Genomic DNA, 21,992 nt, shown 5'->3' on the forward strand with positions numbered 1-21,992 from the left:
TGAGCTGAGCTGACAGGACAGGGGTGACCATCAAGCCTAACGCGCCCCGACGGCTCCCCCGCCCCGCACGAACCCGGCCCGGACGTTCATGAGCCCCGGCCTAGACCTTCATCGAGCCGTACGTCTTCCTCCACTCCGCCGGCACCGCCTCCTCGACCCGCTCGGCACGCCGCTCCTCCCGGGCGTAGAGCACGCCGTACGTGAAGGCGCTCTCCCCCGCCGCGTGCGCCACGGCGGACAGCTCGCGCAGGGTCGTACGGGCCATGACGCTGTCCTGGTGGCCGCCGAGCAGGCTCTGGAGCGACTTCATGGACTTGACCAGGTCCTTCGCCGGGCTGCCGAGGGCCGGCCCGGCCGCCTCCGCCGCGTACCGCGTCCGCTTGGCCTTCTTGCGGGCCTCGTGCAGCGCGAGATCGCGGTCGGTGCCGGGCGGCTGCGCCATGGCCTCCTCGACGAGCGCGGCCACCTTCCCGAAGTCCTTGCGTACGGCCTTGGCGAGCACCTTCCGCGGTTTCCTCGCGGCGGCCTTCCGCAGCGGCGGGTCGGCGACCAGCGCGTCCAGGGTGTCGAGGAGCGCCAGGTAGCGCGGGGAGTCCAGGACGCCGAGCAGCCGGCGCCGGGAGCCGCGCTCGCCGGTCTTCGCCCAGGTCCGCAGCCGCTCGTGGACCGGGCCGGAGACCAGTGTGGCGGGCAGGTCGTCGAGGGCCGCGCCGAGCCGTTCGGCCAGCACCTCGTGGTCGCGGCCCACGCCCAGTTCCCCCGCCAGCCACTTCAGCTCGGCGCCGATCGGGTCGGTGACCTCCCGGTCGAGGACCGTGCGGAAGGAGCGGAGCGTGCTGCGCAGCCGGCGGGTGGCGACCCGCATGTCGTGCACCGACTCCTCGGCGTCCTGGCGCACCGCCGGGTCCTGTTCGACGATCGCGTCCCGCTGGGCGCGCAGATACGCCAGGATGTGGTCCCCGGCGGTGACCGGCTCGGCGGGTCCCCCCTCGCCGGGACGCGGCTGCCCGCCCTTCGTCTCGGCGAGTGCGCGCGCCAGCTTCGACGCGGACTTCGACGGTCGTACGCCCGCCTTGCGCAGCCGTTTCTCCACCTTGTCGAGGAGGACCGGGTCACCGCCGTCGGCCAGTTCCACCTCGATCTCGCTCCACTGCGCGCTCCCCTCCCCGCCGAACAGCCGCTCCGCCCGTACGGTGTCGACGCTCGCCTCGGCCAGCAGCCGGCCCCCGGCGTCCATCAGGTCCCGGACGTCCCGGGCGGAACGCAGCCGGACCACGGGCACCAGCTGCCCTTCACGCACCCGGGAGCGGACGAGCCCGGCGAGTTCGTCGGGGACGGTGTCGGAGAGCGGGGCCCGGATCTCGTCGCGGACGCCCGGGCCGACGGGGAGTTTCAGATGCCATCCGGCGTCGGAGCCGCCCGTGCGGCGGCGCAGGGTGATGGAGGCCGAGGCCAGGCGCAGGTCGGACGTGTCCCAGTAGACCGCGTCCAGTTCGGCTGTGCCCTTGTCGAGGACGGCCGCGACCCCGGCGACCCCGGTGAGGTCGGGCAGCCCACTGTCATCGGATTCGTACTTGCGCTCGATCTCGCGTTTCGTCTCCGCCATGAAATGAATCTAGTCGCACTCGGGCCCGGAGGGCAGTGCCCACCGGGCCCGAGAAGGGACCGACCGTACGGAAACCGGAGGAGGTGCGCGCGTCTACGCGGACATCGGCCGCTGCACCCGAATGGACTGCAGCAGCCCCACCGCCACCCACACCGCGAACATCGACGTGCCGCCGTACGACACGAACGGCAGCGGCAGCCCGGTCACCGGCATGATGCCGAGAGTCATCCCGATGTTCTCGAACGACTGGAACGCGAACCACGCCACGATCCCGGCGGCGACGATCGTGCCGTACAGCTCGGTCGTCTCGCGGGCGATGCGGCAGGCGCGCCACAGGACCACGCCCAGCAGCACGATGATCAGGCCCGCGCCGACGAAGCCGAGCTCCTCGCCGGCGACCGTGAAGACGAAGTCCGTCTGCTGCTCGGGGACGAACTGGCCGGTGGTCTGCGAGCCCTGGAACAGGCCGGCGCCCGTCAGCCCGCCCGAACCGATCGCGATGCGGGCCTGGTTGGTGTTGTAGCCGACGCCGGCCGGGTCGAGGCTGGGGTTGGCGAAGGCGGCGAAGCGGGCGATCTGGTAGTCGTCCAGGATGTGCAGCTGCCAGACGGCGAGCGCGCCCGCCGCGCCCGCGCCGAGCAGCCCGAAGACCCAGCGGTTGGAGGCGCCGGAGGCCAGCAGCACGCCCAGCACGATCATGACCATCACCATGACCGACCCGAGGTCGGGCATGAGCATCACGATCAGCATCGGCACGGCGGCGAGGCCGAGGGCCTGCACGACCGTGCGGTGGTCCGGGTACGGCTTGTCGCCCGCGTCGACCCGTGCCGCGAGCAGCATGGCCATGCCCAGGATGATCGTGATCTTCACGAACTCGGAGGGCTGGAGCGAGAAGCCGCCGCCGAGCACGATCCAGGAGTGCGCGCCGTTGACCGTGGAGCCGAGCGGCGTCAGTACCAGCAGGATGCCGAGGAGCGAGAGGCCGTAGAGGACCGGCACCGCGTTGCGCAGGGTGCGGTGGCCGAGCCAGACGGTGCCGATCATCAGGGCGAGCCCGATGCCGGTGTTCATCAGATGCCGGATCAGGAAGTAGTACGGGTCGCCCTGGTTGATCTCGGTGCGGTTGCGGGTCGCGGAGAAGACCAGCACCGAGCCGATCAGGGAGAGGGCGACGGCCGCCAGCAGTATCGGCCAGTCCAGCCGTCGGGCCAGCGAGTCACGGGCGAAGACCCGGGTCCAGCCGGCCCGCTGGGGCCCGTATCCGGAGACGGAGAAGCCGTTGGCGCCGGTCATGTGAGCGACCTCCGGCTGCTCGCCCTGCGGCTGCCGGGCCTGCGGCTGCCGGTCCTCCCGCAGCCCGCCCGCCGTCGTCGTCTGCGGGTGTTCTGGTCGGTGGTGTTCTGCTGCGTGGTACCGGCCGGCTGCGACTCGTCCGGCTCCGGCGTGCCCTGCTGGCTCACGCGCTGGTCGTCGGCCGGGTCCTCGGCGACCTTCGGGGACTTGATCGTGCCGTCCGTCCGGATCGCCGGCAGGCCCTTCTGCGGGGTGGGCAGCAGCGCGTTCTTCTTGTCGATCGAGCCGTCCGCGGCGACGCCGTACAGCGCGTTGTAGATGTGGCGCACGGCCTCACCGGAGGCGCCCGAACCGGTACCGGCCTGAGCGATCGTCATGATGACCGTGTAGTCCTTGCTGTAGGTGGCCAGCCAGGAGGTGGTCTGCTTGCCGTAGACCTCGGCGGTACCGGTCTTGGCGTGCAGTTCGATCTCGTCCTGCGGCCAGCCGCCGAACTTCCACGCGGCCGTACCCCGGGTGACCACGCCCGCGAGGGCGTCGTCCATGCCCGCCAGGGTCGTCTTGCCGATCGGCAGCTTGCCCGCCTTGGTGGGCTTGATCTCCTCGACGCTCTTGCCGTCGGCGCTGACGATCGCCTTGCCGATGGTCGGCTGGTACATGGTGCCGCCGTTGGCGAGGGCGCCGTAGATCACGGCCTCCTGGATCGGTGTGACGAGGGTGTCGCCCTGGCCGATGGAGTAGTTGATCTCGTCACCGGCGCGCATCTTGTTGCCCTCGAGGCAGTTCTCGTACGCGATCTTCTCGACGTAACTGCCGTTCTTCTTGCCGGACTTGCACCAGGCGTCCTTGTTGGCCTTCCAGTAGGACTCCTTCCACTGGCGGTCCGGGACACGGCCGGTGACCTCGTTGGGCAGGTCGACACCGGTCTCCTTGCCGAGGCCGAACTGGTGGGCCGCCTTGAAGAAGTAGTCCTTGGGCTGGCCCTTCTTCGGGTTGATGCCGCCGTCCTTCTTCCACTCGCTGTGCGCGAGGCTGTAGAAGACGGTGTCGCAGGAGACCTCGAGAGCGCGGCCGAGCGGGATGGGGCCGAAGCTCTCCCCCTCGAAGTTGTTGAAGACCTGACCGCCGACCGAGTACGAACTCGTGCACGGGTAGCGGCCGTCGAAGTCGTAGCCGGCCTCGACCGCGGCGGCCGTGGAGACCACCTTGAACGTCGAGCCGGGCGCGGCCTGACCCTGTATGGCCCTGTTCAGCAGCGGGTAGTCGGAGTTCTTCCCGGTGAGCTTCCTGTAGTCCTTGGCGGAGATGCCGCCCACCCAGACGTTCGGGTCGTAGGTCGGGGCGGAGGCCATGGCGACGATCCGGCCGGTCTTGGCCTCCATCACGACGACGGCGCCGGAGTCGGCCTTGTAGTTGGTGCCGGTGATCTTGTCGAACTGCTGGCGGGCGACCTTCATCGCGTTGTTCAGCTCGTACTCCGCGACGCGCTGGACGCGGGAGTCGATGCTGGTGACGAGATGGGAGCCGGGCTCGGCCGCGTCCGCCTCGGCCTGGCCGATGACCCGGCCGAGGTTGTCGACCTCGTAGCGGGTGACGCCGGCCTTGCCGCGCAGCACCTTGTCGTACTGCCGCTCCAGGCCGGAGCGGCCGACCATGTCAGAGCGCAGATAGGGCGAGTCGGTGTCCTGGGCCTTGGTGATCTCCTCGTCGGTGACCGGGGAGAGATAGCCGAGGACCTGGGCGGTGTTGGCCTTGCCGGGGCTCGGGTAGCGGCGCACGGCCTCCGGTTCGGCGGTGATGCCGGGGAAGTCCTCGGCGCGCTCACGAATCTGCAGGGCCTGCTTGGCGGTGGCCTCGTCGGTGATGGGGATCGGCTGGTACGGCGAGCCGTTCCAGCAGGGCTGGGGCGTCTTGGCGTCGCACAGGCGGACCTTCTGCAGGACCTCCGTGGGGTCCATGCCGAGGACGCCCGCGAGCTTGGTCAGGACGGCCTTGCCGTCGTCCTCCTGCTTCAGCAGGTCGGTACGGGAGGCGGAGACCACCAGCCGTGTCTCGTTGTCGGCGAGGGGCACTCCGCGCGCGTCCAGGATGGAGCCGCGCACGGCGGGCTCGACGACCTGCTGGACGTGGTTGCCGGAGGCCTCCTTGGCGTACTCCGCGCCCTCGCGGATCTGGAGGTACCACAGGCGCCCGCCGAGGGTGCCGAGGAGGGAGAGCACCAGGATCTGGATCACGACGAGCCGGATCTGGACCCGTGGCGTCCGGCCGGTCTCGGGAATGTTGGTCACTGTGCTGCCTCCCCCTCTCGGATCTGTGCACGAGTCATATACGAAGGACCTGTGAGGCCCGACGGCGCTGCTCTCACAGCCGCTTGACCCCCTTGATGCGGCCCGCCCGGGTCGCCCGCGACCTGGCCGCCCTCAGCTTCATGCCGCCGCGCCGGCCGCCGATCCGCAGGCCCGTCCCGGAGGACAGCCAGCCGGAGGACAGGTCCGGCGTCGTGGACGCGGAACCGGTCTCGGCGAGCGGGTCGTTCTCGGCGCGCCGGGCCAGGAACATGATCCCGGGGACGACGAAGGGGGCGAGCAGCAGGTCGTACAGCGCGGCCGAGAAGAGCAGCCCGGTCAGGCCCACGTGACGGGCGGCGGTGTCGCCGACGAGGGCGCCCACACCCGCGTACAGCAGGGTGGAGCCGACGGCCGCGGCGACCACCACGACCATCGGGCCGGTGGCCGACTTGACCTGGCCGTTCTCCGGCTTGACGAGCCCGGCGAGGTAGCCGATCACACACAGCACGAGGGCGTAGCGCCCGGCGGCGTGGTCGGCGGGCGGCGCGAGGTCGGCGAGGAGTCCGGCGCCGAAGCCGATGAGGGCGCCGCCGACATGGCCGTAGACCAGGGCGAGGCCGAGGACGGTGAGCAGCAGGAGGTCGGGTACGGCACCCGGGAGGTGGAGGCGGGCGAGGACGCTCACCTGGATCACCAGGGCGACGACGACCAGCGGGACGGAGAGCAGGATCCGGTTGACGCGCATGGGGGTGTCAGCTCCTACTGCTGCTCTTGCTGGCCGTCGGCGTTCGGGGTCACCGTGACGGTGACCGTGGGGGTGGGCACGGGTTTGGGCTTGGCCGGGAGCACGGTGTCGCGGGGGTCCTTCTTCGGGGCCTCGACGACCACTCCGACGATGTCGAGCTTGGTGAAGCCGACGTACGGGGTGACGTAGAGGGTGCGGGTGAGGTCGCCGCCGGAGGGGTCGACGCGGGAGACCACACCGACCGGGACGCCGGGCACGAAGGGCTTGTCGGCCTGTGAGCCGAAGGTGACGAGCCGGTCGCCCTTCTTCACGTCCGCCTTGCCGTTGAGGAGTTCGACGCGCAGCGGGCTGTCGCCCTGTCCGGAGGCGAAGCCCAGCTCGTCGTTGCCCTCCATCCGGGTGCCGACGGTGAAGTCGGGGTCGTTGGCGAGCAGCACGGTCGCGGTGTTCGGGCCGACGGTGGTGACGCGGCCGACGAGCCCGTCGCCGTTCAGGACGGTCATGTCGCGCTTGATGCCGTCGTTCGCGCCCACGTCGATGGTGATCGTCCAGGAGAAGCCCTGGGCCGCTCCGATCGCGATGACCTCCGCGCCCTTGATGCCGTACCGGCCCTCGCCCGCGACCTTCAGCATCTTGTCGAGCTGGTTGAGCCGGCTGCGGTTGCGGTCGTCGCTGCCCAGCTTCGCCTTGAGGGCCGCGTTCTCCTTCTCCAGCTCCGCGAGCCGGTCGTGGCGCTCACCGGAGTCGCGTACCGCCGAGACGGCGTTGCCGACGGGGTTCACCGCCGACGACACTCCGTCCTCGATCGGGCCGAAGACCGCGGCCGCGGCCTGCCGGGCACCGTCGACCGGGGAGTCCTCGCCGCCACGGATGTCCACCGTGATCAGCGCGAACGCGACGGCGATCAGCAGCACCAGGAGCAGCCGGCTCTCTCGTGTGTCCCTCACGTGCGGCGGCCGTGCCCTTCCTCGATAGAGAAATCACTACTCAGGAATTCGGGTAGCCCCGGGCCAGGATGACCAAGGGCGCTTTGTGGGAGCTTATGCCTCAATATCAACGATCCGCCGCACGAGAGGAGATCGTCTCGTACGGCGGAACCGAAGCGTTACGTCATCTGCGGGGCGCGGCGTCCAGGACCTGCTGGAGCGCCTCGAACTCCTCGACGCACTTGCCGGAGCCGAGCGCCACGCTGTCCAGCGGGTCCTCGGCGATGTGGATCGGCATGCCGGTCTCCCGCCGCAGCCGCTCGTCCAGTCCGCGCAGCAGCGCGCCGCCGCCGGTCAGGACGATGCCGCGGTCCATGATGTCGCCGGACAGCTCGGGCGGACATTTGTCGAGGGTGGTCTTCACGGCGTCGACGATCGCGTTGACCGGCTCCTCGATCGCCTTGCGCACCTCGGCGGCCGAGATGACGACGGTCTTGGGCAGACCGGAGACGAGGTCGCGGCCGCGGATTTCGGTGTGCTCGTCGGAGTCGAGGTCGTACGCCGAGCCAATGGTGATCTTGATCTGCTCGGCCGTCCGCTCACCCAGAAGGAGGCTGTACTCCTTCTTGATGTGCTGGATGATCGCGTTGTCCAGCTCGTCGCCCGCGACGCGGATGGACTGGGCGGTGACGATGCCGCCGAGCGAGATGACCGCGACCTCCGTGGTGCCGCCGCCGATGTCCACCACCATGTTGCCCGTGGCCTCGTGGACCGGCAGGCCGGAGCCGATGGCCGCGGCCATGGGCTCCTCGATGATGTGCACCTGCCGGGCGCCGGCCTGGGTCGACGCCTCGATGACGGCACGGCGCTCGACGCCCGTGATGCCCGACGGCACACAGACGACGACCCGCGGACGAGCCAGATACCGCCGCTTGTGGATCTTCAGGATGAAGTAGCGGAGCATCCGCTCGGTGATCTCGAAGTCGGCGATCACACCGTCCTTCAGCGGCCGCACGGCAACGATGTTGCCGGGCGTGCGCCCGATCATCTTCTTCGCTTCGGCGCCGACCGCGAGGATGCCACCGGTGTTGGTGTTGATCGCGACGACGGACGGCTCGTTGAGTACGATCCCGCGACCCCTGACGTACACCAGCGTGTTGGCGGTCCCGAGGTCGACAGCCATGTCACGGCCGATGAACGACATTGAGTTCCCCATCAGGATTCGACTGGCCTTCCCATGAGCTTTTGAGGGCTTTTCAGGTCGGCGAAGTGGGTGCTGTGACGTGAAGGCTTCCATCGTAGACGCGCCTTCACGGACACTGCGGAAGGGTCCTGGCCATTGTCAGCAGATGCTGTGTGGGTTCGCTTCCGGAGACGGGCGTTCGGGGAGTCTCGTTCCCTCGATCGCCCGTCTCAGTCGTCTGTGGGCGTTATGCGCGGCCCGGGAAGAAGATCTTGACCTCGCGCTCCGCGGACTCCTCGGAGTCGGACGCGTGGATCAGGTTCTCGCGGACGATCACGCCGTAGTCACCGCGGATGGAGCCGGGCGCGGCGGCGATCGGGTCGGTCGGGCCGGCCAGGGCGCGCAGGCCCTCGATGACCCGCTCGCCCTCGACGATCAGCGCGACGACCGGGCCGGACGCCATGAACTCCACCAGCGGCTCGTAGAACGGCTTGCCCTTGTGCTCCCCGTAGTGCTGCTCCAGCGTGTCCTGGTCCAGCGTGCGCAGCTCCAGCGCGGTGATCTGCCAGCCGGCCTTGCGCTCGATACGGCTGATGATCTCGCCGGTCAGGCCACGACGGACGGCGTCGGGCTTGAGGAGGACGAGGGTGCGCTGGCTCACGGGGGCTCCTTACGACTGCTGGTGTGCACTACTGCCGGGGTGCGGTGGGACGAGATTACAGGGCGTGTCCGTGAACCTGTCACACAGCGTCAGCAGGATCCGCTCCCGATCCGCTCAGGAGGCGCCGGCCTGCGCGGCGAAGCGTGCCTTCGCCTCGTCGACCTTGCGTCCGTAGTGCACCGACGCCCACCACAGGCCCGCGAAGAGCACCCCGATGATGAACATCATCGGGACGAAGAACCCGGACGCGACCAGCGCGATCTGGAGCGCCCAGCCGAGGGCGACGCCCGCGGGCCGGGTGACCGCACCGCACAGCAGAATGCTGAGGAACATCGCGATCCCGCAGACCGTCCACACCGTGGAGGTGGTCAGATCGGGGTCCTTCATGGCGACCAGACCGGCGAAGCCGATGATGAAGAACTCGCCGATCAGGGTCGAGGAACAGAGCGTACGCATGGCTTGGGTCTCAGCCCTTCCCCAGGAGCAGTCGGGCCTCGCCGACCGTGATGACGGATCCGGTGACCAGCACGCCGCCGCCGGCGAACTCGCCCTCCTCCTCGGCGAGGGTGATCGCCGCCTCCAGGGCGTCGGGCAGCCGCGGCTCGACCTGGACGCGCTCGTCGCCGAACACCTCGACGGCGATCGCGGCCAGTTCGTCGGCGTCCATGGCGCGGTGGCTGGAGTTCTGGGTGACGACGATCTCCGCGAAGATCGGTTCGAAGGCCTCCAGGACACCCCGCACGTTCTTGTCGCCGCTGGCCCCGACCACGCCGATCAGCCGGCTGAAGTCGAAGGCCTCCCCGATCGCCTCGGCGGTCACCCGCGCGCCGGCCGGGTTGTGCGCGGCGTCCAGCACGACGGTCGGTGAGCGCCGCACGACTTCGAGGCGGCCCGGAGAGGACACGGCCGCGAACGCCTTGCGGACCGTGTCGAGGTCGAGCGGCTCGGGACGCTGGGAGCCGACGCCGAAGAACGCCTCGACGGCGGCGAGCGCGACGGCCGCGTTGTGCGCCTGGTGCGCGCCGTGCAGCGGGAGGTACACCTCGGGGTACTCGCCGCCGAGCCCGCGCAGGGTGACGAGTTGTCCGCCGACGGCGACCTGCCGCGCGACGACGCCGAACTCCAGCCCTTCCCGGGCCACCGTCGCGTCGACCTCGACGGCCTTCTTCAGCAGCACCTGGGCCGCGTCGACCGGCTGCTGGGCCAGGATGACCGTCGCGTCCGGCTTGATGATCCCGCCCTTCTCCCCCGCGATCTCGGCCGGCGTCTCGCCCAGCCGGTCGGTGTGGTCGAGGTCGATGGGCGTGACCACGGCGACATCACCGTCGATGACGTTGGTGGCGTCCCAGGAGCCGCCCATGCCGACCTCGACGACGGCGACGTCCACCGGCGCGTCCGCGAAGGCGGCGTACGCCATGCCGGTCAGCACTTCGAAGAAGGACAGCCGGAACTCCTGCTGCGCGTCGACCATCTCGATGTACGGCTTGATGTCCTGGTACGTCTCGATGAACCGCTCGGCCGGGACCGGCGCCCCGTCGAGGCTGATCCGCTCGGTGACGGACTGCACGTGGGGGGAGGTGTAGCGGCCGGTGCGCAGTTCGAAGGCGCCGAGCAGGGACTCGATCATGCGGGCGGTGGAGGTCTTGCCGTTCGTCCCCGTGATGTGGATGGAGGGGTACGAGCGCTGGGGCTCGCCCAGGACGTCCATCAGGGCGGCGATCCGGCTGACGGACGGCTCCAGCTTGGTCTCGCCCCAGCGGGTGGCCAGCTCCGCCTCGACCTCGCGCAGGGCCTTGTCGACCTCGGGGTCCTCGGGGCGCGTCGGTACGTCGGAGCTCGGCGGGCCGCCCTGGGTGCGCAGGGTGCGGCTGCCGGCCTCGATCACCGCGAGATCGGGGTCGCGGTCGGTCTCGGCCTCGATGATCTCGTCGAAGGGGTCGTGGTCGCCGTTGGGGGGGAGCTCGGTCACGGGGCCAGTCTACGGAGGCGCACGGACAGACGTGGGCGAAGGCCCCCGTGACCGTGCTCGCGGTCCCGGGGGCCTTCACTCTCGCGTACGAACCCTCACGCCTGGGGCAGGCGCTCCAGCTGGGACTGGATGCGGGCGATGTCCTCGTCCGCCTTGGCGAGACGGGTGCGGATCTTGTCCACGACGTTGTCCGGGGCCTTGGCGAGGAAGGCCTCGTTGCCGAGCTTGGCGCTCGCCTGGGCCTTCTCCTTCTCGGCCGCCGCGAGGTCCTTGGCGAGGCGCTTGCGCTCCGCCGCCACGTCGATCGTGCCGGACAGGTCCAGCGCGACCGTGGCACCGGCGACCGGCAGGGTGGCCGTCGCCGAGAAGGCCTCGCCCTCCGGCTGCAGGCGCAGCAGCTGGCGGATGGCCGCCTCGTGCGCGGCGAACGGCGTGCCGTCCAGCTCCAGCCGGGCCGGGACGCGCTGGCCGGGCTGCAGACCCTGGTCGGCGCGGAAGCGGCGGACCTCGGTGACGACCGACTGGAGGTTCTCGATCTCCCGCTCGGCGGCCGCGTCCCGGAAGCCCGAGTCGACCGGCCACTCGGCGACGACGATCGACTCGCCGCCGGTCAGCGTGGTCCACAGGGTCTCGGTGACGAACGGGACCACCGGGTGCAGCAGCTTGAGGGTGACGTCGAGGACCTCGCCGAGGACCCGCTTGCTGACCTCGGCCGCCTCGCCGCCGGCCTGGAACGTCGTCTTGGACAGCTCGACGTACCAGTCGAAGACCTCGTCCCAGGCGAAGTGGAACAGCGCGTCGGAGAGCTTCGCGAACTGGAAGTCCTCGTAGAACGCGTCGACTTCGGCGACGACGGAGTTCAGGCGGGAGAGGATCCAGCGGTCGGTCGCCGACATCGCCGACGGGTCCGGCAGCGGGCCCTCGACCGTCGCGCCGTTCATCAGCGCGAAGCGGGTCGCGTTCCAGATCTTGTTGGCGAAGTTGCGGGAGCCCTGGACCCAGTCCTCGCCGATCGGGACGTCGACGCCCGGGTTGGCGCCGCGCGCGAGGGTGAAGCGGAGCGCGTCGGAGCCGTACTTGTCCATCCAGTCCAGCGGGTTGACCGCGTTGCCGAAGGACTTCGACATCTTCTTGCCGAACTGGTCGCGGACCATGCCGTGCAGGGCGATGGTGTGGAACGGCGGGGTGCCGTCCATCGCGTACAGGCCGAACATCATCATCCGGGCGACCCAGAAGAAGAGGATGTCGTAGCCGGTGACCAGGACGGAGTTCGGGTAGAACTTCGCGAGCGACTCGGTCTGTTCGGGCCAGCCGAGCGTGGAGAACGGCCACAGGCCGGAGGAGAACCAGGTGTCGAGGACGTCGGTGTCCTGGTGCCAGCCCTCGCCGGCCGGTGCCTCCTCGTCGGGTCCGACGCAGACGACCTCGCCGTTCGGGCCGTACCAGACCGGGATGCGGTGGCCCCACCACAACTGCCGCGAGATGCACCAGTCGTGGAGGTTGTCGACCCAGTCGAAGTACCGCTTCTCCATCTCCTGCGGGTGGATCTTGACGCGGCCGTCGCGGACGGCGTCGCCGGCGGCCTTCGCCAGCGGGCCGACCTTGACCCACCACTGCATGGACAGGCGCGGCTCGATGGTGGTCTTGCAGCGCGAGCAGTGGCCGACGGAGTGGACGTACGGCCGCTTCTCGGCGACGATCCGGCCGTCGGCGCGCAGCGCGGCGACGATGGCGGAGCGGGCCTCCAGCCGGTCCAGGCCCTGGAAGGGGCCGTGGGCGGTGATGACGGCGTGCTCGTCCATGACGGTGAGCGACGGCAGGTTGTGGCGCTGGCCGATCTCGAAGTCGTTCGGGTCGTGCGCCGGGGTCACCTTGACGGCGCCGGTGCCGAACTCCGGGTCGACGTGGGTGTCGGCGACGACCGGGATGAAGCGGTCGGTCAGCGGGAGGCGGATCTCCTTGCCGACCAGGTGCTTGTAGCGCTCGTCGTCGGGGTGGACGGCGACGGCCGTGTCGCCGAGCATCGTCTCCGCGCGCGTGGTGGCGACGACGATGGTGTCGTCCCCCTCGCCGTACTTCATGGAGACGAGCTCGCCGTCGTCGTCCTGGTACTCGACCTCGATGTCCGAGATCGCGGTCAGACAGCGCGGGCACCAGTTGATGATGCGCTCGGCGCGGTAGATGAGCTCGTCGTCATAGAGCCGCTTGAAGATGGTCTGGACGGCCTGGGACAGGCCCTCGTCCATGGTGAAGCGCTCACGCGACCACGCGACGCCGTCGCCCAGGCGGCGCATCTGGCCGCTGATCTGGCCGCCGGACTCGCCCTTCCACTGCCAGACGCGCTCGACGAACGCCTCACGGCCGAGGTCGTGACGGGACTTGCCCTCCTTGCCCAGTTCGCGCTCGACGACGTTCTGCGTGGCGATGCCGGCGTGGTCCATGCCGGGCTGCCACAGCGTCTCGAAGCCCTGCATGCGCTTGCGGCGGGTGAGGGCGTCGATGAGCGTGTGCTCGAAGGCGTGCCCGAGGTGCAGGCTGCCCGTGACGTTCGGCGGCGGGATGACGATGGTGTACGGGGGCTTGTCGCTCTTGGCGTCGGCCTCGAAGTAACCCCGCTCCACCCAGCGCTCGTACAGCGGCCCCTCTACGTCGGCCGGCGCGTACTGGGTCGGCAGTTCGGTGTGGGGCGCTGGTGGCTGCTGCTGAGCGTTCTCGGTCACGGGCCCAGTTTAGGGGTGTCACGGCACCGTCCCGAAACGTGTTTGCTGTGTAACGGTCGGGGCCCCGCCGTCCAGCAGGTACTGGGTTTGAGCCAGGATGTGAAAATCACATAAGCATCTGGAGGGGAACCCAGAATGAGTCACCACCAGCCGGGCCCGTACGGCGGGCAGCCCCAGCAGCCCGGACCGTACGGCGGCCAGCCCGGACCGTACGGCCAGCCGCCGCAGGCACCCCAGCCCGGCTACGGCTACCCCCAGCAGCCCCCGGCCCCGCAGCCCGGCTACGGCTACCCGGGGCAGGCACCCCAGGGCGTCCCCCCGCAGGCCGGACCGTACGGCCAGCAGCCGCCGACCGCGCCCTACGGCCAGCAGCCGCCGACCGCGCCCTACGGCCAGCCGCCCTACGGCGTCCCGCAGCCCCCGGTGCCGGGCGGCGGCAAGAAGAAGACCGGCCTGATCATCGGCGCGGTCGCGGTCGCCGCGGCGGTCGTCGTGGGCGCGTTCTTCGCCCTCGGGACCGGGGGCTCGGGAGGTCTCGAGGACGACGGGCCGCACAAGCTGACCACGCCGGCCTCCCTGCTCTCCGCCAAGTACAAGCGGATGGGCGACTCGGGGGAGGAGAAGGCGAGCTCCAGTGACGAGAAGGACCTGGCGAAAGCCGGCGTCACCGACGCCACCTCGGTCGGTGCCCTCTACTCGACGGTGGATCTGACGTCCCTGGACACGAGCGACCCGGACGCGCTGGAGAAGACGCAGACCGCCGAGAACGTCACGTTCTTCGGCATCTACGGCAAGGTGGCGGACCCGCAGAAGGCGCTCGACACCACCTTCGCCCAGATGAAGTCGGAGTCCGACGACGACGTCAAGCTGATCGGCGGCGCGGAGAGCGTCGAGCCCGACGGCCTCGACGGCGCGGTGATGAAGTGCCAGCAGGCGGAGACCGAGGACGCGGTCACCCAGAAGCCGCGGAAGACCTACCTGTGCATCTGGGCGGACTACAGCACCATGGGCGTGGTCGAGCCCACCGCGGGCGCCAAGACCTACACGCTGGACGAGTCGGCGCAGATCGCCGCCAACGTGCGCAAGGAGGCGCGCGTCAAGGCGTAGCCCGCCGCGACACGCCGAAGGGGCCCCGGTCGACCGGGGCCCCTTCGGCGTGTCGCGGGTGGCTACGCCGTCTTCTGCTCGCCCGGGCCGCGGCCGCCGCGGGCCTCGCGGGGGATCAGGGTCGGGTTGACGTTGGAGTGGACGACGTCCGCCGTGATGACGACGCGGGCCACGTCCTTGCGGGACGGGACCTCGTACATCACCGACATCAGGACCTCCTCCATGATGGCGCGCAGGCCGCGGGCGCCGGTCTGGCGGAGGATGGCCTGGTCGGCGATGGCCTCCAGGGCCTCGCGCTCGAAGTCCAGCTCGACGCCGTCGAGTTCGAACAGGCGCTGGTACTGCTTCACCAGGGCGTTGCGCGGCTCGACGAGGATCTGGAGCAGGGCCTCGCGGTCCAGGTTGTGGACCGAGGTGATGACGGGCAGCCGGCCGATGAACTCGGGGATCATGCCGAACTTGACCAGGTCCTCGGGCATGACGTCCTCGAACTGGTCCTTGGCCTCCAGCTCCCGCTTGGAGCGGATCGTCGCGCCGAAGCCGATGCCCTTGGCGCCCGCCCGGGACTCGATGATCTTCTCCAGGCCCGCGAAGGCACCGCCCACGATGAACAGGACGTTCGTCGTGTCGATCTGGATGAACTCCTGGTGCGGGTGCTTGCGGCCGCCCTGCGGCGGGACGGAGGCCGTGGTGCCCTCGAGGATCTTCAGCAGGGCCTGCTGGACACCCTCGCCGCTCACGTCACGCGTGATGGAGGGGTTCTCGCTCTTGCGGGCGACCTTGTCGATCTCGTCGATGTAGATGATCCCGGTCTCGGCCTTCTTGACGTCGTAGTCGGCGGCCTGGATCAGCTTGAGCAGGATGTTCTCCACGTCCTCGCCCACGTACCCCGCCTCGGTGAGGGCCGTGGCGTCGGCGATGGCGAACGGGACGTTCAGCATGCGCGCGAGGGTCTGCGCGAGGAGGGTCTTGCCCGAGCCCGTGGGTCCGAGCAGGAGGATGTTGGACTTCGCCAACTCGATGGCGTCGTCGCGGCCCTGCGCGCCGCCGTTCTCGCCGGCCTGGACCCGCTTGTAGTGGTTGTACACCGCGACGGACAGTGCCTTCTTGGCGGCCTCCTGGCCGACCACGTAGCCCTCGAGGAACTCGTAGATCTCGCGCGGCTTCGGGAGTTCCTCCCAGCGGACCTCGCTCGTCTCGGCGAGTTCTTCCTCGATGATCTCGTTGCAGAGATCGATGCACTCGTCGCAGATGTACACACCGGGCCCTGCGATGAGCTTCTTGACCTGCTTCTGGCTCTTGCCGCAGAACGAGCACTTGAGCAGATCGCCGCCGTCACCGATGCGTGCCACGGTGTGCTTCCCCTTCGCCTGGGAGACGCCTGGACACTTTCGAATCCAGCGGCTCCTGGTGCTGCCTTATTCCGACGGTACCTTGCCGGGACCCCCGTTCGGGCCCCCCTTGGCACGGTTCACTTCCGCGTGGACCGTGTCACACCGTGCCAAGGGGTACGGACGAGAGGGCCCTGTGCGTCAACGCAGAGAGCTGTTGTTCATCTTCCGGGTGGAGATGATCTGGTCGATCAGGCCGTACTCCAGCGCGTCCTCGGCCGTGAGGATCTTGTCGCGCTCGATGTCCTCGCGGATCTTCTCGATCGGCGTGGTCGAGTGCTTGGCCAGCATCTCCTCCAGCTGCGCACGCATCCGGAGGATCTCGTTGGCGGCGATCTCCAGGTCGGAGACCTGACCGCGGCCGGTCTCACTGTACGGCTGGTGGATCAGCACGCGCGCGTTCGGCAGCGCCATGCGCTTGCCCGGCGTGCCGGCCGCCAGCAGGATCGCGGCGGCGGAGGCCGCCTGGCCCATGCAGACCGTCTGGATGTCGGGCTTGACGAACTGCATCGTGTCGTAGATCGCCGTCAGCGCGGTGAAGGAGCCGCCGGGGCTGTTGATGTAGACCGAGATGTCGCGGTCGGGGTCCATCGACTCCAGGCACAGCAGCTGCGCCATGACGTCGTTGGCGGAGGCGTCGTCGATCTGCACGCCGAGGAAGATCACACGCTCCTCGAAGAGCTTCGCGTACGGGTCGTACTCGCGGATGCCCTGGGAGGTGCGCTCGACGAAGCGGGGGATGACGTAGCGGGACTCGGCGCGGGGGCCGGTGTACTCGGCCTCCGTGCGGGCGTAGAGGCCGCTGCCGGGGAAGTCGTTCACGGTGTCTCCTGGAGAGAGGGTGGGGCGGTGGGCTGGGAGGGGCGGGCGGGACTCTGACGGCAGGGTCCCTCTGGGTCTTCGACGGCGGCGTCCTCACGGTCCCGGCGGCGGGGCCCCGGCGGGACCTCACCACCGGTTGCGGCGGGGCTCCGGGCTCCACGAGGGACTCGGGGGCCGTGGGGCTCCGCGCGAGCCTCGGGCGCTCCGTGGGGGCCTGGGGGGCTCCACAGGGCCTCGGGGCTCTGTGGCGACCACCTGACCCCCACCGGGCCTGTGAGGCCCTTGCGGGCCCCGTGACGGCCTTCGCGGGGCCCCTGCCGGGACCGCCACCCGCCGGCGGGACCGCGCGGCGGGGGCTGTCTCAAGTCTCCAGGACCCCGGTGGGATCACGCGAGCCCCGGCGGCCGGAGGACCCTGCGGGGGTCCAGCGGAGGCCGGCGGCCCGGGCGACCGGGTGGCCGCCGGGACCTCGGCCGGCCGTGGACCCGGGTGGGACCGGTGCCGTCGGTCGTGGTCCTACGCCGCCCCGGTCCCGCCGCCGCCCGGCATGCCCGCAGCCGTGGGGATGACGTCGTCGATGAGGCCGTACTCCTTGGCCTCGAAGGCGTCGAACCAGCGGTCGCGGTCCGAGTCGCGGGTGATCTGCTCGACCGACTGGCCGGTGTGCTGCGAGGTGAGCTCGGCCATGCGCTTCTTGGTGTGCAGCAGCCGCTCGGCGTGGATCTTGATGTCCGAGGCCGAGCCGGCCAGGCCGGCGGAGGGCTGGTGGATCAGGATCTCGGCGTTCGGCAGCGCGAAGCGCTTGCCGGGGGTGCCCGCGCTGAGCAGGAACTGGCCCATCGAGGCCGCGAGGCCCATGGCGATGGTCACCACGTCGTTCTTGATGAACTGCATGGTGTCGTAGATCGCCATGCCGGCCGTGATCGAACCGCCGGGGCTGTTGATGTACAGGTAGATGTCCTTGTCCGGGTCGGCGGCAAGGAGCAGCAGCTGTGCGGTGATCTTGTTAGCGATGTCGTCGTCGACCGGCTGGCCGAGGAAGATGATCCGCTCGTTGAGCAGCCGGTTGTAGACCTGGTCGCCGAGGCCACCACCGATGGAAGGCTCGCCGGCGGCGGAGGGCATCAGATTCGTCACGTATCCACCTGCTCGTCTTACGACGGCGTCCGGGCCGTCTCACGTGTACTGCCGGGGGCAACGGGGACTCCCCTGCCCTCGTATTCATGGACCCTAACGCGCGGGTCCCGCCGGGGAATCCCGGAGAGGTGGGTGTTCGCCGGGGGCGTAGCGGCGCGTAGTCGCGCGGACAACGGGACGGGCCCCGGAACACAGGGTTCCGGGGCCCGTCGAACGCTCCGTGCGCAGCGGTACGAGGATCAGGCGTCGGCCTTCTCGTCGCCCTCGCCCTCGGACTCGGCACCCTCGGCGGCGGCCTCGGCGCCCTCCGCGGACTCCTCGTCCTCGTCGTCCAGGTCGATGACCTCGCCGTTGGTGTCCTTGACCGTGGCGGACTCGACGACCGTGGCCAGGGCCTTGCCGCGGGCGACCTCGCCGACGAGCAGCGGAACCTGGCCGCCCTCGACGACGGCCTGGGCGAACTGGTCGGGGGACATGCCGGAGGAGGCGGCGCGGCGCATGAGGTGCTCGGTGAGCTCCTCCTGGTTCACGTTCAGCTTCTCGCGCTTGACGAGCTCGTCCAGGACGAACTGGGTCTTGATGCCCTTGACCGCGGCCTCACGGGTCTCGGTCTCGAACTCCTCGGCGGTCTTGCCCTGGATCTCCAGGTACTTGTCGAGGGTCAGGCCCATCTGGCCGAGCTGGTGGTGCTCGAGGTTGTGCTTGCGGGTGTTGATCTCGTCCTCGAGCAGCTTCTCGGGGACGGGCACCTCGACCAGCTCGAGCAGCTTCTCCAGGACGCGCTCCTGGGCCTGCGTGGCCTGGTCGTACTGCTTCATGTTCTCGAGGCGCTTGCGGCTGTCCGCCTTCAGCTCCTCCAGGGTGTCGAACTCGGAGGCGAGCTGCGCGAACTCGTCGTCCAGCTCGGGCAGTTCGCGGGCGGCGACCTGGGTGACCTTGACGGTGACCTCGGCCTCCTTGCCGGCCGCGGAGCCGCCCTTGAGCTCGGAGGTGAAGGTGGCCTCGCCACCGGCCTCCAGGCCCTTCACGGCGTCGTCGATGCCGTCGAGCAGCTCACCGGAGCCGATCGTGTAGGACACGCCGCTCGCGACGCCGTCCTCCAGGACCTCGCCGTCGACCTTGGCCTCGAGGTCCACGGTCACGACGTCGCCGTCCTCGGCGGCGCGCTCCACCGGGGAGGTGGAGGCGAAGCGCTCACGGAGCTGCTCGACCGACTTCTCGACGTCCTCGTCGGTGACCTCGACGGCGTCGACCTCGACCTCGATGGAGGAGAAGTCCTCCGGGAGCTCCAGGGCGGGGCGCACGTCGACCTCGGCGGTGAAGTTCAGCGTCTCGCCGTCCTTCAGCTCCGTGATGTCGACCTCGGGCTGGCCGAGGACGTCGATCTCGGCCTCGTTGACCGCCTCGGTGTAGAACTTCGGAAGCGCGTCGTTGACCGCCTCCTCCAGGACCGCACCGCGGCCGAACCGCTGGTCGATGACCCGGGCGGGGATCTTGCCCTTGCGGAAGCCCTTCACCGTGACCTGCTGGTTGATCTTCTTGTACGCCGCGTCGAGGCTGTCCTTGAGCTCCTCGAAGGGCACCTCGACAGTGAGCCGAACCCGAGTCGGGTTCAGGGTCTCCACGGCGCTCTTCACGGTTCGGTCTCCTTGTGGCTGACTTCTTGGGGTTCGCCGGAACCTGACAGGTCCGGCGATTCGCCGCCCGGGAGAGTTCGAGGCCGAGTGGGCCGGGACACACGGGCGCGCAGCTTGCATAGTAACCGCAGCAGCTGAGCCGCCCAAAAGACGATCACCGGCCAGGTGCCCGGCAAGATCGCGCAGGTGGTCGGGGTGGCGGGATTTGAACCCACGGCCTTCCGCTCCCAAAGCGGACGCGCTACCAAGCTGCGCCACACCCCGTCTGGTGCGACACGTAGGGTACATGCCCGCAGGCCGCCTGACCGCCGCTTTTGTGGAGCCGGAGGAGTGGACGGGGGCGCGCGCGCCGGGAAGGGGTGTGCGGGCGGGGGCGCCGACCCGCTACGATGCGTGCAGTGCCGCGGTCGACTGACCTGCGGCGCGTCCTGTGCGGGCGTAGCTCAATGGTAGAGCCCCAGTCTTCCAAACTGGCTACGCGGGTTCGATTCCCGTCGCCCGCTCTGTACGGCGAAGGCCCGGGTGAGAGGTGAGATCCCCTCCCCGGGCCTTCCGCGTTCCCGGACGCCGTCGACCGCGCCCCGATCATGCCGGTCGCACATTTGTTCTGGTAGTAGCACTGTTCCGGCCGTACGACACCCGGCGCACCCGTCGCCGCCGCGCCGGTCCCCGGCCGGCCTCCGGACGCTCCCGGCCCAGCGGCCCATCGGCCCACCGCGCCCGCGCGCGGGCAGTCGCCTCAGAAACTGATCGAATTGATCGTGTCCGCAAGGGAGTTGAGGAAACGATTGATCGACGGCGCCATACCGGTGGAAGCGAGGAAGAAGCCGAAGAGGATGGCGACTATGGCGGGCCCCGCCTTGATGCTCCCTCCCCGGATGAGCACCACCAGGATGATCGCCAACAGCAGCACCACTGACAGTGAAATCGCCACGACTGATCACACACCCTCGGTTAGGTCCGCTCTCCCGAGACCATCGTGCCACCAACAAGCCCTCGTCATGCGACCGGTGACGCATCATCGCGGCCCGCGACCGGGGAGGGGTGCGCCGCACAACAATTCGAGGCCGTACCCGCACCGGGAATTGAGGAGGTTCGTTTCCCTCTCCACACAACGCCTGCGCAGGTAATTCGAATTGCGGACACAGCCGGGCAACGAGACACCCACAACCGGCGTTATGTACCTTTTAGTCGGAATGAATCATGACATCCGGGGCACCGTGTGAGACACAAGACACCGCCGAGGACGTCAAGTTCGCCGAATCTCGGGGTAGCCGCGAGCAATAAAGCAGGAATGACCTCGCCTGTTTTACGCATGCGCACACGCGACGCTAAGGTGCCTCAAATGTTCCACGCCGCCTCGTCCCTCGTTCCGAGCCCCCGCTCACCCCAGAACCAGAACGATCCGCACGACCAGTCCCGGGACAGATCCGCCGGCCGTCCGTCCGCACGGCCGGCCGCACGGCGTGACGCGTTCTTCGACAACGCCAAATACCTGGCGATCGTGCTGGTGGCCGTGGCCCATTCCTGGGAGCCGCTCAAGGGTGACAGCCGCGTGCTGCAGGCGGCGTACATGATCGTGTACGCGTTCCACATGCCGGCGTTCATCATCATCTCCGGGTTCTTCTCCCGCAGTTTCGACGGCAGCCCCAGCCGGATGAAGAGGCTGGTCACCGGGATCGTCGTCCCGTATGTCGTCTTCGAGACCGCCTACTCGCTCTTCAAGCGCTACGCCGACCACAGCCCCGCCCAGGAGATCAGTCTCCTCGACCCCTACTACCTGACGTGGTTCCTGATCGCGCTGTGCGTCTGGCGGCTCACCACCCCGCTCTGGACGTCCCTGAGGCACCCGCTGCCTGTCGCGCTCGGCATCGCCATGCTGGCCTCCGTCAGCCCCGAGATCGGTGACGACCTGGACCTCCAGCGCGTCCTGCAGTTCCTGCCGTTCTTCGTCCTGGGCCTGTGCCTGAAGCCGGAGCACTTCCGGCTGGTGCGCCGGCGCTCGGTGCGGATCGCGGCCGTGCCGGTGTTCGCCTTCGCCCTGGCCTTCGCCTGGTGGGCGGTGCCCCGGATGAACGGCGCGTGGTTCTACCACCGTGACTCCGCGCAGGAGCTGGTCTCACCCTGGTGGGTGGGACCCGTCATGCAGCTCGCCCTGTTCGGCTGCTCGCTGCTGCTGACCGCCTGCTTCTTCTCCTGGGTGCCGGGCCGCACGATGTGGTTCACCACGCTCGGCGCGGGCACCCTGTACGGCTATCTGCTGCACGGCTTCCTCATCAAGGGCGCGGACTATCGCGGTCTGTTCGACCACGCTCCGCTGCACGGCCCGGCCGGAGAGATCGCCGTGAGTGTCGCGGTCGCGGTGGCGGTCACGCTGCTGTGCACCGCGCCGGTGCGGCGGGTGTTCCGGGGTGTGATGGAGCCGAGGATGGACTGGGCGTTCCGGAAGGACCCCGTGCGGGTGGCGCAGGCGCGCGAGCGGGTGTCCGCATAGTCGGGCGGGTGTC

At 69.5% G+C, this 21,992-nt stretch carries 17 protein-coding genes and 2 tRNA genes; 3 read left to right on the forward strand and 16 right to left on the reverse strand.

The window, feature by feature from the left end; translation table 11 throughout:
* Nucleotides 1–100: 100 nt before the first annotated feature.
* The 10 genes from ACFY30_RS15600 to ACFY30_RS15645 all read right to left on the reverse strand — a co-directional run bounded on the left by ACFY30_RS15600 (nucleotide 101) and on the right by ACFY30_RS15645 (nucleotide 13,391).
* Nucleotides 101–1,606: a CHAD domain-containing protein gene (locus ACFY30_RS15600; RefSeq protein WP_390845713.1), complete on the reverse strand. Its 1,506-nt coding sequence runs from the start codon at nucleotides 1,604–1,606 to the stop codon at nucleotides 101–103.
* A gap of 93 nt (nucleotides 1,607–1,699) precedes the next feature.
* Entirely contained in the window at nucleotides 1,700–2,899 is a 1,200-nt protein-coding gene (gene rodA, locus ACFY30_RS15605; RefSeq protein ID WP_390845714.1) for a rod shape-determining protein RodA, read from the reverse strand.
* The gene (gene mrdA, locus ACFY30_RS15610; RefSeq protein WP_390845715.1) at nucleotides 2,896–5,187 is read right to left on the reverse strand and encodes a penicillin-binding protein 2; all 2,292 of its coding nucleotides are present in this window, start codon (nucleotides 5,185–5,187) and stop codon (nucleotides 2,896–2,898) included. Before mrdA ends, rodA begins: the two co-directional genes overlap by 4 nt.
* A gap of 73 nt (nucleotides 5,188–5,260) precedes the next feature.
* Complete coding sequence (gene mreD, locus ACFY30_RS15615) at nucleotides 5,261–5,932, reverse strand: rod shape-determining protein MreD (RefSeq protein WP_390845716.1); 672 nt, start codon at nucleotides 5,930–5,932, stop codon at nucleotides 5,261–5,263.
* Nucleotides 5,933–5,946: 14 nt separating this feature from the next.
* Entirely contained in the window at nucleotides 5,947–6,879 is a 933-nt protein-coding gene (mreC, locus tag ACFY30_RS15620) for a rod shape-determining protein MreC (RefSeq protein ID WP_390845717.1), read from the reverse strand.
* A gap of 163 nt (nucleotides 6,880–7,042) precedes the next feature.
* Nucleotides 7,043–8,062 (reverse strand): rod shape-determining protein, encoded by a 1,020-nt coding sequence (locus ACFY30_RS15625; RefSeq protein WP_030779466.1) that lies wholly within the window; start codon nucleotides 8,060–8,062, stop codon nucleotides 7,043–7,045.
* Between the two features lie 226 nt (nucleotides 8,063–8,288).
* On the reverse strand, nucleotides 8,289–8,702 hold the full coding sequence (gene ndk / locus ACFY30_RS15630; RefSeq protein ID WP_104780585.1) for a nucleoside-diphosphate kinase: 414 nt from the start codon (nucleotides 8,700–8,702) through the stop codon (nucleotides 8,289–8,291).
* Nucleotides 8,703–8,816: 114 nt separating this feature from the next.
* Nucleotides 8,817–9,158: a DUF4233 domain-containing protein gene (locus ACFY30_RS15635; RefSeq protein ID WP_390845718.1), complete on the reverse strand. Its 342-nt coding sequence runs from the start codon at nucleotides 9,156–9,158 to the stop codon at nucleotides 8,817–8,819.
* Between the two features lie 10 nt (nucleotides 9,159–9,168).
* Nucleotides 9,169–10,671 (reverse strand): bifunctional folylpolyglutamate synthase/dihydrofolate synthase, encoded by a 1,503-nt coding sequence (locus ACFY30_RS15640; RefSeq protein ID WP_390845719.1) that lies wholly within the window; start codon nucleotides 10,669–10,671, stop codon nucleotides 9,169–9,171.
* Nucleotides 10,672–10,766: 95 nt separating this feature from the next.
* Nucleotides 10,767–13,391, reverse strand: coding sequence for a valine--tRNA ligase (locus tag ACFY30_RS15645; RefSeq protein WP_390845720.1), 2,625 nt, complete (start codon nucleotides 13,389–13,391; stop codon nucleotides 10,767–10,769).
* A gap of 135 nt (nucleotides 13,392–13,526) precedes the next feature.
* Here ACFY30_RS15645 and ACFY30_RS15650 point away from each other — a divergent pair, with 135 nt between their 5' ends.
* A complete protein-coding gene (locus tag ACFY30_RS15650; protein WP_390845721.1) occupies nucleotides 13,527–14,498 on the forward strand; it encodes a hypothetical protein in 972 nt (323 codons plus the stop codon).
* A 62-nt stretch (nucleotides 14,499–14,560) separates the two neighbouring features.
* Here ACFY30_RS15650 and clpX read toward each other — a convergent pair whose 3' ends face one another.
* The 5 genes from clpX to ACFY30_RS15675 all read right to left on the reverse strand — a co-directional run bounded on the left by clpX (nucleotide 14,561) and on the right by ACFY30_RS15675 (nucleotide 19,749).
* Nucleotides 14,561–15,850 carry an ATP-dependent Clp protease ATP-binding subunit ClpX gene (clpX, locus tag ACFY30_RS15655; protein ID WP_390655279.1) on the reverse strand — a complete coding sequence of 430 codons (1,290 nt, stop codon included), beginning with the start codon at nucleotides 15,848–15,850 and terminating at the stop codon, nucleotides 14,561–14,563.
* Nucleotides 15,851–16,030: 180 nt separating this feature from the next.
* On the reverse strand, nucleotides 16,031–16,711 hold the full coding sequence (locus ACFY30_RS15660; protein ID WP_390655278.1) for an ATP-dependent Clp protease proteolytic subunit: 681 nt from the start codon (nucleotides 16,709–16,711) through the stop codon (nucleotides 16,031–16,033).
* Between the two features lie 516 nt (nucleotides 16,712–17,227).
* On the reverse strand, nucleotides 17,228–17,836 hold the full coding sequence (locus ACFY30_RS15665; protein ID WP_055570713.1) for an ATP-dependent Clp protease proteolytic subunit: 609 nt from the start codon (nucleotides 17,834–17,836) through the stop codon (nucleotides 17,228–17,230).
* A 251-nt stretch (nucleotides 17,837–18,087) separates the two neighbouring features.
* Nucleotides 18,088–19,485, reverse strand: a complete 1,398-nt coding sequence (tig, locus tag ACFY30_RS15670; RefSeq protein ID WP_390655277.1) for a trigger factor — start codon at nucleotides 19,483–19,485, stop codon at nucleotides 18,088–18,090.
* A 187-nt stretch (nucleotides 19,486–19,672) separates the two neighbouring features.
* Nucleotides 19,673–19,749 (reverse strand) — tRNA-Pro (locus ACFY30_RS15675).
* A gap of 168 nt (nucleotides 19,750–19,917) precedes the next feature.
* On the opposite strand from ACFY30_RS15675, the gene ACFY30_RS15680 reads away from it, so the two are divergent.
* Nucleotides 19,918–19,988 (forward strand) — tRNA-Gly (locus ACFY30_RS15680).
* 236 nt (nucleotides 19,989–20,224) lie between these two features.
* On the opposite strand, the gene ACFY30_RS15685 is transcribed toward ACFY30_RS15680, so the two are convergent.
* Nucleotides 20,225–20,419: a hypothetical protein gene (locus ACFY30_RS15685; RefSeq protein WP_108999428.1), complete on the reverse strand. Its 195-nt coding sequence runs from the start codon at nucleotides 20,417–20,419 to the stop codon at nucleotides 20,225–20,227.
* A 411-nt stretch (nucleotides 20,420–20,830) separates the two neighbouring features.
* Between ACFY30_RS15685 and ACFY30_RS15690 the strand changes: the two genes are divergently transcribed.
* Nucleotides 20,831–21,979 (forward strand): acyltransferase family protein, encoded by a 1,149-nt coding sequence (locus ACFY30_RS15690; protein WP_390845722.1) that lies wholly within the window; start codon nucleotides 20,831–20,833, stop codon nucleotides 21,977–21,979.
* Nucleotides 21,980–21,992 lie beyond the last annotated feature (13 nt).

It is taken from the genome of Streptomyces sp. NPDC000345, assembly GCF_042898825.1.
Lineage (GTDB): Bacteria > Actinomycetota > Actinomycetes > Streptomycetales > Streptomycetaceae > Streptomyces.

Bases quoted from the DNA above. Each gene is read 5' to 3' on its own strand.
- ACFY30_RS15600 (WP_390845713.1), bottom strand. From the start codon at position 1,606: ATGGCGGAGACGAAACGCGAGATCGAGCGCAAGTACGAATCCGATGAC.
- rodA (WP_390845714.1), bottom strand. From the start codon at position 2,899: ATGACCGGCGCCAACGGCTTCTCCGTCTCCGGATACGGGCCCCAGCGG.
- mreD (WP_390845716.1), bottom strand. From the start codon at position 5,932: ATGCGCGTCAACCGGATCCTGCTCTCCGTCCCGCTGGTCGTCGTCGCC.
- ACFY30_RS15625 (WP_030779466.1), bottom strand. From the start codon at position 8,062: ATGTCGTTCATCGGCCGTGACATGGCTGTCGACCTCGGGACCGCCAAC.
- ACFY30_RS15635 (WP_390845718.1), bottom strand. From the start codon at position 9,158: ATGCGTACGCTCTGTTCCTCGACCCTGATCGGCGAGTTCTTCATCATC.
- ACFY30_RS15650 (WP_390845721.1), top strand. From the start codon at position 13,527: ATGAGTCACCACCAGCCGGGCCCGTACGGCGGGCAGCCCCAGCAGCCC.
- ACFY30_RS15665 (WP_055570713.1), bottom strand. From the start codon at position 17,836: ATGCCCTCCGCCGCCGGCGAGCCTTCCATCGGTGGTGGCCTCGGCGAC.
- ACFY30_RS15690 (WP_390845722.1), top strand. From the start codon at position 20,831: ATGTTCCACGCCGCCTCGTCCCTCGTTCCGAGCCCCCGCTCACCCCAG.